A 15957-nucleotide genomic window follows, 5' to 3' on the forward strand; every position below is an offset into this window, starting at 1 on the left:
GAAGCGAGCGTGAGTCACTTGTTCGGCACGACACTCAGGTTGTCGATGTACATGCGGCGCTGGTTGAGCGGGGTAAAGCCGAAGAGGCCGGGGGAGCCGCTCTGGTGAACGCGGGGCAGCTTCACCTCGATGGTCCAGGCGGCGGGTTCGGCGGCACCTTTTTCCCAGACTTTGGCCTGCACGACGCCGGAGCCAACGGCACTGGCATTCACGCTCGTTTTGAAGGTGTACCATTTGTTGGCGGTGAGCTTGAAGGGCACTTCCTGCTTCAAGCGCTCCAAATTCGAGGACACTTCGAGTTTTCCGGCGTTGCCGCGCAGGCAGATGAGGTAGCGCTGGTGGATGAAGCCGATGTCGGACTTCGAGCGGGCGTTCCCCTCGGTGAGCACGTCGGCCTGCATGGTATAGTTCTTCAGATGCGAGGGGGCGATGAAGACACTGGCACGCTGGAAGAGCAGGCGGTCAAAGCTCTTGCCGAAGACCTTGTTGCCGTCCTTTTCCATGACCTGGAATTTGAAGCGGGCTCCGATCCACGGCAGCGGCGGGTAGGCGAATTTATAGGCGGGATTGTTCTGCGGATCGACCGGGAACTCCTCGGTGAGCGTGTAGCCTTCGAAGTCCTCGGTGATGGGCAGGTTTTTCAGTGCGCGACCACGGATGGTGCCGAAGAGTCCATCTGGCGCGGTGCCTTTGAACGCGCCGGCGCTGATCTTCGCATCGGGTGCGACGACGAGCTCGCCTGCGTCGTTGAACTTCGCGTCCATCGTGGCCTTCACCTTCGCGGTGGGCGGGATGAAGGATTCCCACTTCACACCCTTCACGTCCTCGCTGACGACGAAGCCGTTCGCATCAACGCTGCGGATGCGGAAGGATTGTTTTTCACCGGCCATGATCACAGTTTCAGCAGGGATGATCTGCAAGGCGACGGCTTTGCCAGCCTTCGGAATCTCGACGACGGGCGAGGCATCGGTCTTGATGCCACTGTTCGGAATGGGGAAAGAATACAGCTTCTGGGTGGTGGTGACGTAAAGCACGCCATCGCACAAGCTTGGTGCTCCGAGACACTCGCCTTCGAGTTTGATCTCCTGGACGACCTCGCCGGCCTTTTCGCCAGGCTTCACTATCACGAGCTTGCCTTCCATCATCGGGCAGTAGATCAAGCCATCAACGTAGAGCGGCGAGGAGTGCAGGTTGGCGTTGCTGAGCTTCAACTTCCAGATGTCAGCACCGGTGTTCGCATTGATCGCATAAAGCTCCGCGCCGTCGGTGAGTTGGTAGATCACGTCGCCGACAACCACGGGCGAGCTGCTCGTCGCACCGATCGGATTGCGCCAGACTTCGACACCGGGCTCGAGTGTGGCCGATTCGGTGGCGGGAGGCACGGGCGGGGTGAGCTTCTCCGGCAGCTTGATGCAGAGCATGCGGCCCTTCTCGGAGGAATCGACGTTCTCGTCGTTGTGGATGGCGATGAGGTTGCCCTTGTGCAGCACGACGCTGGGGTTCACGCCGTTTTTGCAGATGGGAAACTTCCAGTAGGGCTTTCCGTTGCGCGCATTCACACAGACGATGTGGCCGCAGCCGGTGGTGAAGTAGGCGACGCGTTTGCCGTCGCGGGTTTCGAGCACCGGCGTGGAGAATGAGCTGTCCACAGGCGGCGAGACGCCGGGCAGCGTCCACCAGACGAGTTCGCCGGTCTTCTTGTCGAAGCCGTAGATGCGGTCTGCCGCAGGGCCGTCAGCGCCCCAGTTGGAGAAGATGAAATGCACCAGCACCAGGTCGCCCTCGATCACAGGACTGCCCACGCGGCTGTTCGGGAAGGTCATGCGACCAAGGTCTTCCATGAGCGGCAGTTCGAAGACCTTCTTCCCGTCAAATTCGAAGCAGTAGAAAGTCCCTGCGTTGCTGACGAGGTAGATGCGCTTCGTCACCGGGTCTATCGTAGGCGCGCCGATGGAGTAGCGGTTGTAGATCGAGTCGCTCAGGTAGTCGGGTAGCTCATGCTCCCAGAGTTTTTTCCCCGTCTTCGCATCCAGGCAGGTCAGCAGCTCGATGAGGTCGGTTGTCTCGCCTTTGTAGCCCCAGAGGATCACTTTGCCGTCGCAAATCACCGGCGTGCCGCGGCTGCGGGCATCGTAGGTCCACGCGGGGGCGTCCGCCAGCTTGCCGGGCTTCGTGTAATGCTCCAGCGACACGCCGTTTTGCAACGGTCCGCGCCAGTTGGTCCAGTCATTGGCAAAAAGAGCCGGTGCAGAAAGCAGAAAGCCGAGGGCGGAGAGGACGAGGCGAGGGTGCATGGGGTTGGAAATAGATCAAAGAAACATCGTGAGCACGGGCCGCGCTTCAATGCGATTTTCATACCTTTCGCAAGGGAGGCGGCACGTACGGCAACGGGGGACACGCTCAACGGCACCCGCGCCCGGCATCTTGCAGTGTGGCTGATGTCTCCATGTCTCTCACCGCACCACCTGAAACTCCGGCAGCATTTTCATCAGTGGCTCCGTGGATCTGCCGATTGGCGCTGGCAATGGCAAATGATCCGCCAAGTCTGGACGGCAGCAACCATCGTCTGACCCATAACTGCATACCCTTCTTTTGGCTGGCAGCTTTGTCATCACCCGGTGGTGGTGCTGATGCATTCTCCGCTTCATTGTTTCCAAGACTCTGGGATTCATCCATTTTCGAATAGTTGAAGCCGTCTCGGTCGAATAGGTTGAGTGCGAGGAAGGTGGGAACTCCAGCTTGAAGAAGATGCCTGCCGCCGAGAGTAGCAGAAGAGTGAGTCCGAGGAGGCGAACGGCTTTGCGGTGCATGATACCGACCTCACGCCCCAAAAGCCGCTTTCTTGGGATGCATCACCTGACGACCTGAAACTCCGGCAGCATGCACACGGACCACAGCAGGTCCTCGATGCCTTGCTGCGTCGGTTTTTCGCCGAGGATTTCCTTGGCGAGGGCTTTTTCGGCTTCGGATGGATTTCGGCTCAGGGCGTGGCGGTAGAGTTCGGCGACCAAATCGGGCTTTTGAAGCTCCAGCAGGCGTTTCGCGCCTTTTTCGAGGTTCTGGGCCAACAGGCTGCCATTCGCCAAATCAATCGCTTCGAGCGTGGAGAGCTCATTCGGCCTCTCGGTGACGATTTGATCGCGATTCGGCCTTCCAAGCGTGCGCATGAGGAAATCCGACTTCATCAATGAAGCGCGGACCATCATGCCGTTCGCTGTGGCGCCTTGGGCGAGGAGCATCGGGGCTTGTTGATTGAGCGCAGTCGTCCACGCGGCGATGGGCTGGACGATGCGGGCTTTTTTCCAGTCCTTCGGCTGGAACTGGCCGAGGCGGCCTTCCTTGCCGCCGGGGACGGCGGAGGTCCATTCCCAAGTGTCATCGCTGGCGATGATGGTTTCCTGGCCTTTGTCATCACGCACGCGGGCATCGAAGAAGAAAGCGGCGAGGTTCGGGCCTTTGCCCGCATTCTTGGCGACGGCGAGGATGACGTTCTGACCTTTCTTCAGCGCTGTTTGCAGCGGCACAGCGGCGAATTTCGTCCAGTCGGTGCTCTCGCTGATCTTGCGGTTGTTGACGTAGAGGATGTATTCGTTGTCGCAGGTCATCACGGCGCTGGAGCTGGCGGGATCGGAGTCGAGCTGGATGGTTTTGCGCAGCGTGATGGTCTCGCCTGCAGCGGGTTTGAGGTTGTCGCTCCAGATCCACTGGCCTTTGACGGTGATCTTCTTCGCCAAAGCGGGATCGACTTTTCCGCGCAGCACATTGGCGTCCATCTTCGTCGGCGCGGCACCGGTGAGTTGCCATACGGCGTCCACGAATTGCTCTGCCGTGAGCCGTTTGGCACGCGGACCGGCATAGACGTAGCCGTGATCGTCCGCGCCTTTCTGCACGACCTGCGCCTGCGATGAGTAAGCCTGCGAGGTGGCGATGTGGGCGAGGGTCTTCTTCAAATCCCAGCCGCTTTCCACGAGATACACGGCGAGGTAATCGAGCAGGTCCGCATTCCACGGCTCCGTGCCCATCGCATCCACCGGATGCACAATCCCGCGACCCATCAGGCGTGCCCACAGGCGGTTCACGATGGTGCGCGGCACGCGGCCGTTCTTTTCATGCGTCATCAGCGCGGCGAGTTGCTTCAGGCGGTCCGCAGGCGGTGCCTTCGCGTCGATTTGACCGATCTCCGGGAACAACCACGCCGCCGTGGCGGTCTGGCCGATGGGTTTGTCACAGCGGTGAATCTCCAGCGGCTTCTGTGCATAGATCGCGGCCAGTCCGTAGGCCTCGCCGAGTTTCCAGCGATCAATGAAGCTGTCGTGGCAGGATGCGCACTTCATGTTGATGCCCAGGAACGACTGCGAAACGCTCTGCGCGAACTGAATCTCCACCGTCTGCCCCGCGCTGACATCGCCACGCCACTTGATGCCATCGATGAAGCCCCGACTCTCATCATTCGGCGGCGCGATCAGCTCCCGCACGAACTGGTCGAAGGGTTTGTTCTCGATCAATGCGCGGTAGAGCCAGTTGCTGATCTGCTTGCGACCGCCGGTGATAAAACCCGTGCCGCCGTAGTCATTGCGCAGCAGGTCATTCCAAAACGTGAGCCAATGCTCCGTGTAGTCCATGTCACGCTTCAGCAGCGCCTCGACGAGTTTGGTGCGATCCGGATTCTTCTCAAACGCCGCCATCTCCTCCGCCGTCGGCAGCAGGCCGATCAAATCGAGATGCGCCCGACGCAGAAACGCCGCATCAGAGGCCTTGGGCAGGTCTTTCTTCAGCAAACGATCAATCGGATGCGCGGCCCCTGATTGCGGCAGCACGACCTTCCGCGGCAAAAACGGCGGCTCATAGGCCGGTTTCTTGAACGCAAACCCGTCCTCCCACTTCATCCCCTCCGCGATCCACTGCTTCAGCAGCGCGATCTTCTCCGGGGGCACGCGTTTTCCCTTCGGCGGCATCTGCTCATCGCTGTCCGTGGAAAGCATCACCTCGATGAAGCGCCCGCTTTTGATCACCTCGCCATTCTCGCTGCCTTCGAGAAGCGCCTTCCGGTCATTGAAGCTGAACCCGCCCTTCTTCTTGTCCCCTGCATGACACTCCGCGCAATGCTCGCGAAGGATCGGCACGATCTCGTGCGAGAAATCGACGGCGTGGGAGAGTGAGAGGTGGGAGGTGAGAAGTAAGACGGGCAGGAGGCGCATGTGTTTTCATGAACGCTGGCCGGAGTGGCCTCTTACCATTTCAAGAAGCATCACCCAATCACACCAACCGCACATATCTTCTGCCCGGCAGGGCGCGGATGAGGCGTTTCATTTCGAGGCGCATCAACGTTGCGTTTACGGTGCCGGTGGTGAGGCCGGAGGAGGTGACGATGTCATTGATGTGGGCCTCGTCAGTGCCGATGGCGTTGTAGAGGATTTCTTCGTCGAGGCTGAGCGGCGCGGCGGGCTTTGACTCCTCGATTTTCGGGGCGCTGGGCGCGGTGGGGAAGAGGGTCATGAGATCATCTAGCACGTCCGCGCCGTCCATGATGAGCTTGGCTCCTTGTTGAATGAGGCGGTTGCAGCCCGCGGAGGTGGGTTTGTCGATGGGGCCTGGCACTGCATAGACAGTGCGGCCCTGGTCGGCGGCCTGCTGCGCGGTGATGAGCGATCCGCTGCGCAGCGGTGCCTCGACGACGATCAAGCCGCAGCTCCAGCCGGAGACGATGCGGTTGCGGTAGGGAAAGGTCTGTTTGTCGGCGATGCGATCGACGGGATATTCACTGATGACGGCGCCGTTTTGCGCGATGCGCTCGGCGAGGGCCATGTTTTCGGGCGGATAAAGCTTGCCGATGCCGGAGCCGATGACGGCGACGGTGCGGCCTTTCGCGGCGAGCGCGGCCTCATGCGCGGTGGTGTCGATGCCGCGAGCGAGCCCGCTGACGACGGTGTAACCGGCATAGGCGACCTGGAAGCCCAGTTTTTTCGTGGCGCTGAGGCCGTAATGCGTGGCGTGACGGCTGCCGACGATGCCGAGGGCGTTGTGGTCGCGCTTGGTGAGCCGGCCCCAGAGGTAGAGGATGACCGGAGGATCGTGGATCTCACGCAGAAGGGGCGGATAGAGCTCGTCCTCCTGCGTGAGGAGGCTGAGCTCGCGTTCGCGGATCTTTTTCAGCTCGCCAGCGAGATCGATCTGACTTTCCCAGCCGGCGATGGCCTCGGCCTGGGCGCTGCCAAAGCCTTCGACCTGCACGATCTCGCTGCTTTTTGCGCTGAGGATTCGCTCCGGGCTGCCAAAGTGCCGCAGCAGCTTGCGCACCCGCACAGGGCCGACCTGCGGGAGCAGGTTCAAGGCGAGGTATGCCTCCGTGCGGGTCATTCGCGCGGCGGATTAGGCGGCAGAGGCGGCGGGCGTCCCGTTTTTCGCCGCGGCGGCGGCAGACTCCGGCAGTGCGACATTGCTCTGGGTGGAGCCGGAGCCGATGAGCTTGCGGAAGACTTTCTGCGGGAAGGATTTCCCCTTTTCCTCCTCCTCAAGCTGGCTCAGCGCGGCGGACTTGGCCATTTCCCAAGCCGGGGCGAAGCCGGGCGCGCTGATGACCATCTGCTTCTCGGCGCGGGCGAGGATTTCGAGCTCACGCTGGAGCTTGTTGTCGGGGCGCTCGTTGAGGCGGGCGACCTGCATGCGGAGGTTTTCATTTTCCTGTTTCAAAGAAGCCTGCTCCTTCTTCACGTCCTGGCTTTGCTTGGACTCGAGTTCTAGCTTGTCGCTGAGCATGCCTTTGTAGCGCTTCAGCTCGCGCTTGGTCTTGAAATGAGCCCACCACGACTGCGCCAGGAAGATGCCGCACAGCACGAAGCCGTAGATAAAGGTGTTCGTGGGAGAAAAGAGGTCTTTGAACATGATGCGCGAAAGCTAGTGCATCAGACAGCATCCGCAACCGGGCAAAGCGGTTGCATGCGGCACCGGCTTGGCCTAGATGCGGGGACGAATCCGCCATGCCCCACGCCCTGCTTTTGAAATTTCCCGGAACGAATTGTGACGCTGAAACCGCCCGTGCGCTGGAGGCGGCGGGATTTAGCACGGAGGTGCTGCCGGTGGCGCTACTGGAGCCTTCAGCGCTCGACAAGGCGCAGATGATCGTGTTCTCCGGCGGCTTCAGCTACGGGGACTATGTGATGTCCGGCCGCATCGCGCAGCTCATCACGAAATCAAGGCTGGGCGACCGCTTGAAGTCCTTCGTGGACAAGGGCGGCTATGCTCTCGGCATCTGCAACGGTTTCCAGATCCTCACGCAGCTCGATCTTCTGCCAAAGGGTAGCCTGATCCACAACACCAGCGGCCGTTTCATGTGCCAGTGGGTTGGTTTGAAGAAGACCACGGCCAAAAAGAGCCCCTACCTCACGAAGCTGCCGGAAACCTTTGAGCTGCCTATTGCGCATGCGGAAGGCCGCCTTGTCACGGAAGGAGAAGACGCCGCGAAATACGTGAAATCCGGCCATGCGGCACTGCTTTACACGAACAACGTGAACGGCTCCACCGCTTCCATCGCGGGTTTGCAGGACGATACCGGCCGTGTGTTCGGCCTCATGCCGCATCCGGAGCGCTTCATCTTCAAAAGCCAGCATTACGACCCGGACTGGAGCGGCGACACGCAGCACGGCTGGGGGCATTACCTGTTCCAGTCGGCACGTGAGGCGCTGAATTGATCGCTTTTTAAAGTGATGGCGGCACGGGTGGCATCATGGTCATGGAGCCACGTCCACCGAAGGCAGGCACTGCGAGAAACGCGTCCCGCCTCTGATTGTAGTAATGGTATAGCCGGTCGTAGGCGGATTTCATCCGCCGCTGCAGCGGTTCGTTTTCCGCAGTGCGTGGAAGGTTGCGGGAGTTTCGGCGGAGCATGAGCAAGCCCTCGTGCGCGTTCAGGCAACGCGGGGTGCTTTGCGGGTTCGTAGCCCCCTGCCGAACCACGATTTGCGGGTCGGTCCCGCGAGGTCCCAAAACGGGGCTGACCATCGCCTCAGTGCCGAGGTCGTCGTAGGAGACCGTGAGCACCCTGGCCGAGAAGGCTTGCCTCCAAGAGTCGTGCGTGCAGCCGCTCAAACTTGGCAATAACAGGCAGGCGAGCAGGAATGGGGTCTTCATGATCCGAACCTATAGCCGGCGCTGCGGCAAGACATAGGCGGAAGTCAGAAAGTCGGCCAAGAGTCATAATTTATTTGTAAAGTTATGGTTATTATATAAATTACCCGTTAATTAACCTTTATTTATGACCTCGACCACTCCTGTTGCCTCCCCAGCACGTGTTCAGCTCACCCAGTTAACGTTGGCTTTGATCCTGTTTTTGTCGGGCTTCTGCTCGCTGATTTACCAGACGGTCTGGCTGCGGGAGTTTCGGCTCGTGTTTGGCGGGGCGGCTCCGGCGGCGGCGGCGGTGGTGGCGGTGTTCATGGCGGGACTCGGGTTCGGCGGGAAGCTGTTTGGCGGCTGGGTCGAGCGTGTGGGGCGGCCGTTTCGATTTTATGCGCGGCTGGAGGTGGGGATCGCCCTCGCGGCGGCGGTTTCGCCGATGATGCTGGGGCTGGCTCGTTCGCTTTATCTGAAAACAGGCGGCACGGCGGGCATGGGGCTCGGTTGGGCGACCTGCCTGCAACTGCTCATGACGGTGCTGGTGCTCGGACTGCCTTGTTTCCTGATGGGCGGCACGCTGCCGGCGGCCATGAAGTTCGCGCAGCGTGATGACGATCCGCGCCGCTCGATCACCGCGTTCTTTTATGGCATCAACATCGCCGGGGCGGTGACGGGGGCGGTTTTGAGCACATTCTGGCTGCTGCCGACGCTGGGAAACCGGGGAGCGCTGACCATCGCGGTGCTGGCGAATCTGGCAATCGCGCTCGCGGCGGGAGCGATCTCGATGTTCCAGGAGAAAGATCCGCGCCAACCGTCTGCTGAGAGCGAGACAGCCGACGAAGAGCGTGTCGCCGCGAAGGCACCGGCCTCCTTCGTGCTGGCGGCGGCCTTCATGAGCGGTTTCACCTTCTTCGTCGCGGAGCTCGTCTGGTATCGCGTCTCCACGCCGCTGCTCGGCGGCTCGGTTTATGGTTTTGGCCTCGTGCTGTGTGTCGTGCTTGCAGGCATGGGCATCGGCGGGTTGCTTTACTCGCTCATCTTGAAAAAAGCGGAACCCAGCATCGCTGGTTTCACGCTCGTCTCCGCTCTGCAAGCACTGGCGGTGTTGCTGCCGTTTGCATTGGGGGACCGCATTGCGCATCTTGCGCTCATCTTGAACGACAGCCTGCGCGGCGTGGGCCTCGCTCAAATGGCGCTGGGCTGGGCGGTGGTGATGGGATCGCTCGCGTTCTTCCCTTCGCTTCTCAGCGGCATCCAGTTTCCGCTGCTCGTGTCATTGCTGGGGCGGGGAAATGCCGGCGTGGGGCAGCAACTCGGCCGCGCTTATCTTTGGAACACCTTTGGCTCCATTTCCGGGTCGCTGCTTGGCGGCTTCCTGCTCGTGCCGCTGCTCGGATTGCGCGGCTGCTGGGTACTCGCAGCGGTTTTGATCGCCACGATGTCGGCCGCGTCGCTGTGGCTGCAAATCCGCCGCAGGGCAGGGGATGCCTTCGCATTCTCGTGGAGTGGACGCTGCGCGCTCGCTTCGCTGGTCGTGTGCGGCTTCTTTGCGTTCGGTGTCACGGGGCCGACAGCCGCATGGATGCACACGCCCATCGGCTATGGCCGCGTGAAGGACAACTACCGCACCGCCATGGGGCTGGAAAGCTGGCTGCGCGATGCGCGGCGTTCGCTCGTGCAGGCTTATGACGGGCGCGAGACCAGTGTCGCCGTCGTCGAAGGATCGCAGTATGCGTTTCTGACGAATGGCAAGAGTGACGGCTCCGCGGTGGACGACGCTGGCACGCAGGTCATGCTCGGCATCACTGGGGCCGTTTTGCATCCGAATCCGCGGAACGCCTGCGTCGTCGGGCTGGGCACCGGCACCACGGCAGGATGGCTGGCCGACGTGCCAGGCATGCAGCGTGTGGATGTGCTCGAACTTGAGGAGGAAATTCGCAAGGTGGCCGTGTTCTTCGATCCCGTGAGCCGCAACGCGATGAAGCATCCACGCGTGAACAACATCACCGGCGATGCGCGCGAATTCCTGCTCACCAAGGGCGAAAACTACGATCTCATTGTCTCCGAGCCCTCGAATCCCTGCCGCGCCGGAGTGGCGAACCTCTACACGCGTGAATTTTATACCAATGCCAGCCAGCGCATGAACAAGGGCGGCATTTTTTGCCAGTGGCTGCAAGGTTACGAGGTCGAGCCGGCCACCATCAGCACCGTCATCACCACATTGCGCCAAGTTTTTCCGAAAGTCGAGGTCTGGGCCACACAGACCGTGGACATGCTTCTCGTCTGTTCGAACGAGGACACGCCTTGGTCGCTCGACTCCATCCGCCAGCGCGTCAAAATCGAGCCCATGGCCGAGGCGCTGCGTCGCTTCTGGAAAACCGACACGGCAGAAGGTTTCCTCGCCGGCTGCGTGGCGAACAGTGACTACTGCGCCGCCATCGCCGCCGACACGAGAACGGTGAACACCGACGACATGAACCGCCTGGAGTTCAGCTTCGCCCGCAGTGTGGCGAAACAATCCAACTGCTCGCTCGACCTCGCCCGTGCGGCCACTCGTGCCGGTTGCCATCTGCCGAAAGTGGACGCGCCAATCGACACGGAGCGCTACCTCGCCGAGCGGCTTCACATGCCAGGCCGCTTGTGGGAGAGCGCTTCCGATGAAGTTTTGCCTGCGAATGCCCCTGCGGATGTTCGTGCACGAGTGGAGCATCTGCGCTCCTTCTGGAGGCAGCGCTATTCCGACCACCTCGCCGCTCCTGCGCCCGCCTCTCCTGTGTTGGCCGACCGCGTACTCCTTGCTCATGCAAAAGCGCGCACGGGAGATCCCGACGCCTTCGCGGCCATCGACGCCATCGTGCCGGTTTCCGCCGTGGACGCGCATTTCCTCCGCGCCATCACCTGCCATGTGCAGAACAAGCCCTCCGAGGCGCTCATGCACATCGAACACGGCCTCGACCATCTCATAAAGGTGCCTTGGTGCCGCCTCGTCCTCGTCAAGGGGGCCCTCTACCTTCTCAGCGAATACGTCAGAACGAACCAAGCCGTGGTGCAGGATCCCCGCTTCATGAGGATCTTCGAGAAGCTTGACCGTCCTTACCCCGTCCAGGTCGCGCGCAGTGTCCGCCTCGGCATACGCTGCGAGATGGCCATGGTCCTGAATGTCCCGCAGCAGCTCGCCGCCGTCGAAAGCCTCGGCCAGCCTTATCCGTGGAATGGTCGTGCCCTTACACTTCGCGTCGCCGCCTTCATGCGAGCCGGCGATCCACGCTTTAAGGCCGCCATGGCCGACCTCAACCGCTTCCTCGACCAGGGCGGCAAGATGGGTGGCGAATCCCCTCCGTTTGTCGTCCAAGTGAACAAAGCCACCGAAAACACCTCTTCTGGGAAGGAAATGGTCGTTGGGTCGCAGGCGTCCGACACCCGGCGCTGACACCCGGTTTGTTCATCATTTTCTAATCGCGCTAATCAGCTCAAGAACGGTAACCAGGTTCATCCTGACGTTGGTCGTGCTTGCTGCGCCACCCAATCCCCCCCCGGCAGCGCAAACGGCCGGAAAGTCTCCATCCGTGACTCGTGCTCGGAGTAAAACAGCGCGCGATTCAGGCCCAGCGAACCGGCTTTGGGGGAGTCGATCAAGCTGGCGCTGTCGTTGGCGCTCATTTGGAAGAGGACGCGCATGCCGAGCTCGCTCAGCGCCTTGCGGCTGAGGCAGCGCTGGATGTTGTTCAGCGTGTCGAGGCTGGTGATGAGGTGGATGCCGAGCGGCGGGCCTTCGTTGATGATTTCGTTGAGCTGATTGCCGGGTTTCGGCGAGTCGTCGCCACCGAAGGAGAAATCCTCCTCGTAGCGCAGCTTGCGGAACTTTTGCAGGCCGTGGACGAGCAGGAAGATCGGCGGATCGCCCGCACTGCCTTCATCGCTCCGGCGTTTCATCTCGGCGTGGACCTCGGCGATGAAGTCGGGAGCTTCATGACCTTGCGTAACCTTCGCATGCGCCTTCTTGGCGGCGGCTTCGAGGAAGTCGAACTCTCGCGTTTCCGCCAAAGCTCCGTGGATCAGATAAAACGCAGGCGCTTTGTCGCGAGGATGCTGCGCGGTGAGTCCGATCATCGCTAGGCCCATGATAGCGGCGATGGCTTCGTCGTTCTGGCCCACGAGCAGCAAGTGACGGCCGCTCTGTCGCGGGAACATCGCATCGGTGGGGCCTTTGATGGCGTTCGGGAGGCCCAGCCAGACGCGGGGATCAGCAGGAGCCTTCGCAGGCGGATTTTCGAGCGCGGCGGCCAGCAGTAAATTGTCGCGAACATCGGCCGGCATGTTGCCTTCGAAGACGATGGGACGTTTTTTGCCGAATCCGCGTGTTTGAGCGAGCGCGGCCACTTTGGCGAGATTTTCGTCGCGTTCTTCATCCGTGAGCCAGACGACTTGGAAAGGCGAATTGCCCTCCAAAGCGCCCGCAGCGTCGTTGTAGATGCCTTCACCGGGCCGCGAGAGCATCCGTGCGGCGACGTTGCCTTCATCCATGATGAGCGCGGCATCGGTCTCGTTGCATTGCAACGCGATGCGGATGACCATCTGGCCCAAAGTGGTGCGGGCGAGCGTGTAGGCTCCACCGAGCGTTTGTGAGCCGAGGAAGACGTGAATGCCGAACGCACGACCCTGACGCACGATGCGGTCGAGCAGCAGCGCGGCTCCTTGAGCCACCGAATCGTCCTCGACGAAGAACTCCTGGAACTCGTCGATGATGAGCATGCTGCGCGGCATCGGCTCCGTGCCGCCTGCTTTTTTGTATCCGGCCAAATCCTGCGCTCCGAGTTTGCGATAAAGCTCGCCTCGGCGTTTCAATTCCTCGTCGATGCGTTGCAGCACGCTCAGCGCGAATTCGCGATCGCTCTCGATGGCGATGACTTTGGCGTGCGGCAGTTTCGCATCGGCATAGCACTTGAACTCGACACCTTTTTTGAAGTCGATGAGGTAGAACTCGATCTCGTCCGGGCTGCACGTGAGCGCGAGATTCGTGATGATGATGTGCAGCAGCGTCGATTTGCCGGAGCCAGTCTTCCCGGCGAGCAACGCGTGCTGTTTCGTGCCTTTGCCGATGGCGAGCATTTGCAGCTTTGTGGCTCCGGTGCGGCCGATGGCGATGCGCAGCTCGTTGGTGGTGCTTTCGCTCCACATTTCCTTCGGCGCGACGACGGAGAACGGCACCTGCACGCGATTCGAATCGATGCTGGCCTGTCCGATCTGATGCGCAAGGTCCGCCGCGATTTCGTCGCTGACAAAAGGATCGAGTTGAAGCGTGGAAATGCCGCCAAAGCTCACCACGCCTTTTTCGCGGACGAGACGGACGGTGAATTTGCGCAAATCTTCGGCGCTGAGGCCTTCCGGCAACGCCTGACGGCGATCCCAATGCACGAGCGTGAAGACACCGCAGCGCGGTCCGCTGGCGAGGATGCTTTTCAGCCGCGACATGGCGCTTTCGCTGAAGCCTGCGGGCAGTCCCGCGATGACGAGGAAGTGATACTTCTCCGCCACACTGCCGGCCTGCTCGTTGTACTCGGTGATCGTCGCGTATTCGTTGCGAAGGTACATCTGGATGACCTTCTCAACGTGCTCGTTGAGCTCCTGGAGGCGTTCTTCGATGTGATCGCGCTGCGTCCAGATGCGGCGATTGATGAGCGCAGGCTCGTAATCGGCCAGATGCATCAAGCCGGCAAAATTTTGCCCCAAACCGACGGCGTCGATGATGGTGAAGTGCGCCTTTCCGGGCGGTGCGGTTTTCAGGATGCGGAAGATGAGGCTGTTCATCACTTCCGGCACCCACTTGCCGCCGTCGTCATCCGTTTCGATGAGCAGCGAGGCTTCTTGAGGGAAGGTCAGTGCCAGCGGCAGCGAAACGTGCTCGTGACCCGCGAGGCTCAGCGGCGTGTCTTTGTCGAAAATGGCGGCCTCCTTGCTCAAATCGAGCTTTAGCTCCGCGAAACGGCTGTGCGGCGGAAAAGTCGTCGGCGCGGTGTAATCCGCGCTCCACGGCGAGGCGGTGATTTGGGCTGCTTCGTCGATTTGAGCGAGCAAATCGGGGATTTTGGCCTGCCACTCGGTTTCGAGGTCGGCCCAGCGTTTGTCAGCGGCCGACTGCATCGCGCTCAGCGCGGCGACATGCTGCTCGATCAGTAGCTGGCGCTGCAGTGCGACCGGACTGCTGTATTCGGCCAGGCTTGCGGCTTTCTGCGCGTCGAAGCGCTGCAAGTTGCGGGCCAGCAGGCGTTCGTTGCGGGCCAGGCAAGCAGGAATCTGAGTGGCGAGCCGTTTGAGCATCGCGGCGCGGAACTTCTCGGCCACTTCCTCCACCTTCCCCCAATCGGCGCTGACCTCCGCGTCGGTGGCCTCGAACTCGGCCTGCAGACGGGCCGCCTCTTTTTCACGCGCGAGGTTCAACTCTTCGATGCAGCATTCGTAATCTGCCACCGCCTGGGACAACTGCTTCAGGTCAACGCTGGGTTTGGAGAACATCTTGAGCAGGCCGGAGCTTTTGCCGGAGGCGAGCTGCTCTTCCAGACTCAATGCCTGCGCCTCGACGATCTCCACACGTGCCGGAAGCTCGGCGAGCGAGAGCAGTCCCTCGGCCTGCGGCGTGCTTTTGCGGGTCAGGCGTTCTCCTGTCGCCTTCAAAACGGCCAGCAGACGGTCCTTGGCCGTGGTAAGCCGGTCGAGCAGGGCGGTGGCCACGTCGTCGGCCTGCTGCAAACCGCGTTTGCGGGCCGCGTCGGCCTGCACACGGCGTATCTGCTGTTTGCCGAGCCAGCGTTCACGCTCCTTCTGCGTCATGGCCGGAAGGTCGCGCTTGATGCGGTCTTCGTAGCGCTTGAATGCGGCGTCGCGGGCGGCATGGCGTGCGCGGATGGCCTCCGCGTATTGATCCCACTGCGCAGCAGTCTCGGCGAGTGACTCGCTGTGCTGAGTGTCGAAAGCTTCGAGTTGCTGGAGGTGGTTTTGCTCGGCTGTGTAGCGCCGGGAACGTATTTCCCGGGCGATCTGCTCGCCGCGCTGTGCAAAAACGGCGATGCTGTCGCGGAGCGAGGTGTAAAGTGAGAGAATGCGCGAGGCGCGCAGGTCAGTGGGATTGCTCACAATCTTTGCGGATCTTTTTGAGGAGGACTTCGAGTTCGTTCATCACCGCGCCTGTTTTGGTGACGAGTCCGGGCAGCGGCTCCAGGTAACGCTTTTCAAACTCCAGCGCCTTGGCGTCCCGCCACGAAGTTTTCGTGGCGTGCCAGTGTTCGGAGAGTTCGCGGGCCGTCTGGATCAAATTCATGTTCTGATTTTTGTTTTTTCAGCTCGCTGTATCAGGACTCACCTCAGCAATGCGAGTTTCGTTGTAAGCATCGAGGATTTTTTGGATTTCGACAAGGTGAGCTGTGGCAAGGGTGAGATCGTTCTCGATGTAATCGCGCAGCGCGTCGAGTTTTCGGGACAAAGGGGCGACCGCGCGGTCGTAGTCGCGCGCCCATGCCTTGGTGCGTTCCAGCTTGGCCTGCGCTTCTTCCAGCGCGGCCTTGGCCTTGCGCACGGCCATCTGCTGCACGCTCGGTGTCTCGACAAATTCGGACATGCGCGCGGACATGAGCTCCGCGTTCGCCTGATCGAGGCGTTTCTGCCGCTGCTTGATCTGCGCGGACCAGAAGGCGGGCTGCTCGGTCTGCAGCCATGCGCGGGTCTTTTTGACCGCATCCTGCGCCATTTCGAGCGACTGCCTCGTCTTGCTGATGAAGACGATCAGCGCGGAACGAAATGCCTCGATGGCGTCGAGGTTCGAGATGCGGGCTTGGTCGGCCATGCGGGAGT

Annotated in this window: 11 protein-coding genes; 2 read left to right on the forward strand and 9 right to left on the reverse strand. The window is 61.2% G+C overall.

Features of this window, described 5'->3' with window-relative positions; all coding sequences use genetic code 11:
* Window positions 1-14: 14 nt before the first annotated feature.
* From ACILSE_RS17590 to ACILSE_RS17610, 5 genes are all read right to left on the reverse strand, one after another.
* Window positions 15-2294, reverse strand: a complete 2280-nt coding sequence (locus ACILSE_RS17590) for a PQQ-binding-like beta-propeller repeat protein (RefSeq protein WP_395718732.1) — start codon at window positions 2292-2294, stop codon at window positions 15-17.
* Between the two features lie 106 nt (window positions 2295-2400).
* Window positions 2401-2676, reverse strand: a complete 276-nt coding sequence (locus tag ACILSE_RS17595; RefSeq protein ID WP_395718733.1) for a hypothetical protein — start codon at window positions 2674-2676, stop codon at window positions 2401-2403.
* A gap of 176 nt (window positions 2677-2852) precedes the next feature.
* Entirely contained in the window at window positions 2853-5198 is a 2346-nt protein-coding gene (locus ACILSE_RS17600; protein WP_395718734.1) for a DUF1549 domain-containing protein, read from the reverse strand.
* 58 nt (window positions 5199-5256) lie between these two features.
* Window positions 5257-6357: a DNA-processing protein DprA gene (gene dprA, locus ACILSE_RS17605; protein WP_395718735.1), complete on the reverse strand. Its 1101-nt coding sequence runs from the start codon at window positions 6355-6357 to the stop codon at window positions 5257-5259.
* Between the two features lie 12 nt (window positions 6358-6369).
* The gene (locus ACILSE_RS17610; protein ID WP_395718736.1) at window positions 6370-6882 is read right to left on the reverse strand and encodes a hypothetical protein; all 513 of its coding nucleotides are present in this window, start codon (window positions 6880-6882) and stop codon (window positions 6370-6372) included.
* A 95-nt stretch (window positions 6883-6977) separates the two neighbouring features.
* Between ACILSE_RS17610 and purQ the strand changes: the two genes are divergently transcribed.
* Window positions 6978-7688 carry a phosphoribosylformylglycinamidine synthase I gene (purQ, locus tag ACILSE_RS17615; RefSeq protein WP_395718737.1) on the forward strand — a complete coding sequence of 237 codons (711 nt, stop codon included), beginning with the start codon at window positions 6978-6980 and terminating at the stop codon, window positions 7686-7688.
* A gap of 7 nt (window positions 7689-7695) precedes the next feature.
* Here purQ and ACILSE_RS17620 read toward each other — a convergent pair whose 3' ends face one another.
* The gene (locus ACILSE_RS17620) at window positions 7696-8127 is read right to left on the reverse strand and encodes a hypothetical protein (protein ID WP_395718738.1); all 432 of its coding nucleotides are present in this window, start codon (window positions 8125-8127) and stop codon (window positions 7696-7698) included.
* Between the two features lie 124 nt (window positions 8128-8251).
* Between ACILSE_RS17620 and ACILSE_RS17625 the strand changes: the two genes are divergently transcribed.
* Window positions 8252-11542 carry a spermidine synthase gene (locus ACILSE_RS17625; RefSeq protein ID WP_395718739.1) on the forward strand — a complete coding sequence of 1097 codons (3291 nt, stop codon included), beginning with the start codon at window positions 8252-8254 and terminating at the stop codon, window positions 11540-11542.
* A gap of 59 nt (window positions 11543-11601) precedes the next feature.
* Here the strand turns inward: ACILSE_RS17625 and ACILSE_RS17630 are convergent, their stop codons facing one another.
* From ACILSE_RS17630 to ACILSE_RS17640, 3 genes are read right to left on the reverse strand one after another with little or no spacing between them, the layout of a single operon-like run.
* Window positions 11602-15243: an FtsK/SpoIIIE domain-containing protein gene (locus ACILSE_RS17630; protein WP_395718740.1), complete on the reverse strand. Its 3642-nt coding sequence runs from the start codon at window positions 15241-15243 to the stop codon at window positions 11602-11604.
* Window positions 15227-15427, reverse strand: a complete 201-nt coding sequence (locus ACILSE_RS17635) for a hypothetical protein (RefSeq protein ID WP_395718741.1) — start codon at window positions 15425-15427, stop codon at window positions 15227-15229. The genes ACILSE_RS17630 and ACILSE_RS17635 overlap by 17 nt, the downstream gene beginning before the upstream one ends.
* Window positions 15428-15445: 18 nt before the next feature.
* Window positions 15446-15949 carry a hypothetical protein gene (locus ACILSE_RS17640; protein ID WP_395718742.1) on the reverse strand — a complete coding sequence of 168 codons (504 nt, stop codon included), beginning with the start codon at window positions 15947-15949 and terminating at the stop codon, window positions 15446-15448.
* Between the last annotated feature and the right edge of the window lie 8 nt (window positions 15950-15957).

The organism is Prosthecobacter sp., assembly GCF_044236155.1.
Taxonomy (GTDB): Bacteria; Verrucomicrobiota; Verrucomicrobiia; order Verrucomicrobiales; family Verrucomicrobiaceae; genus Prosthecobacter.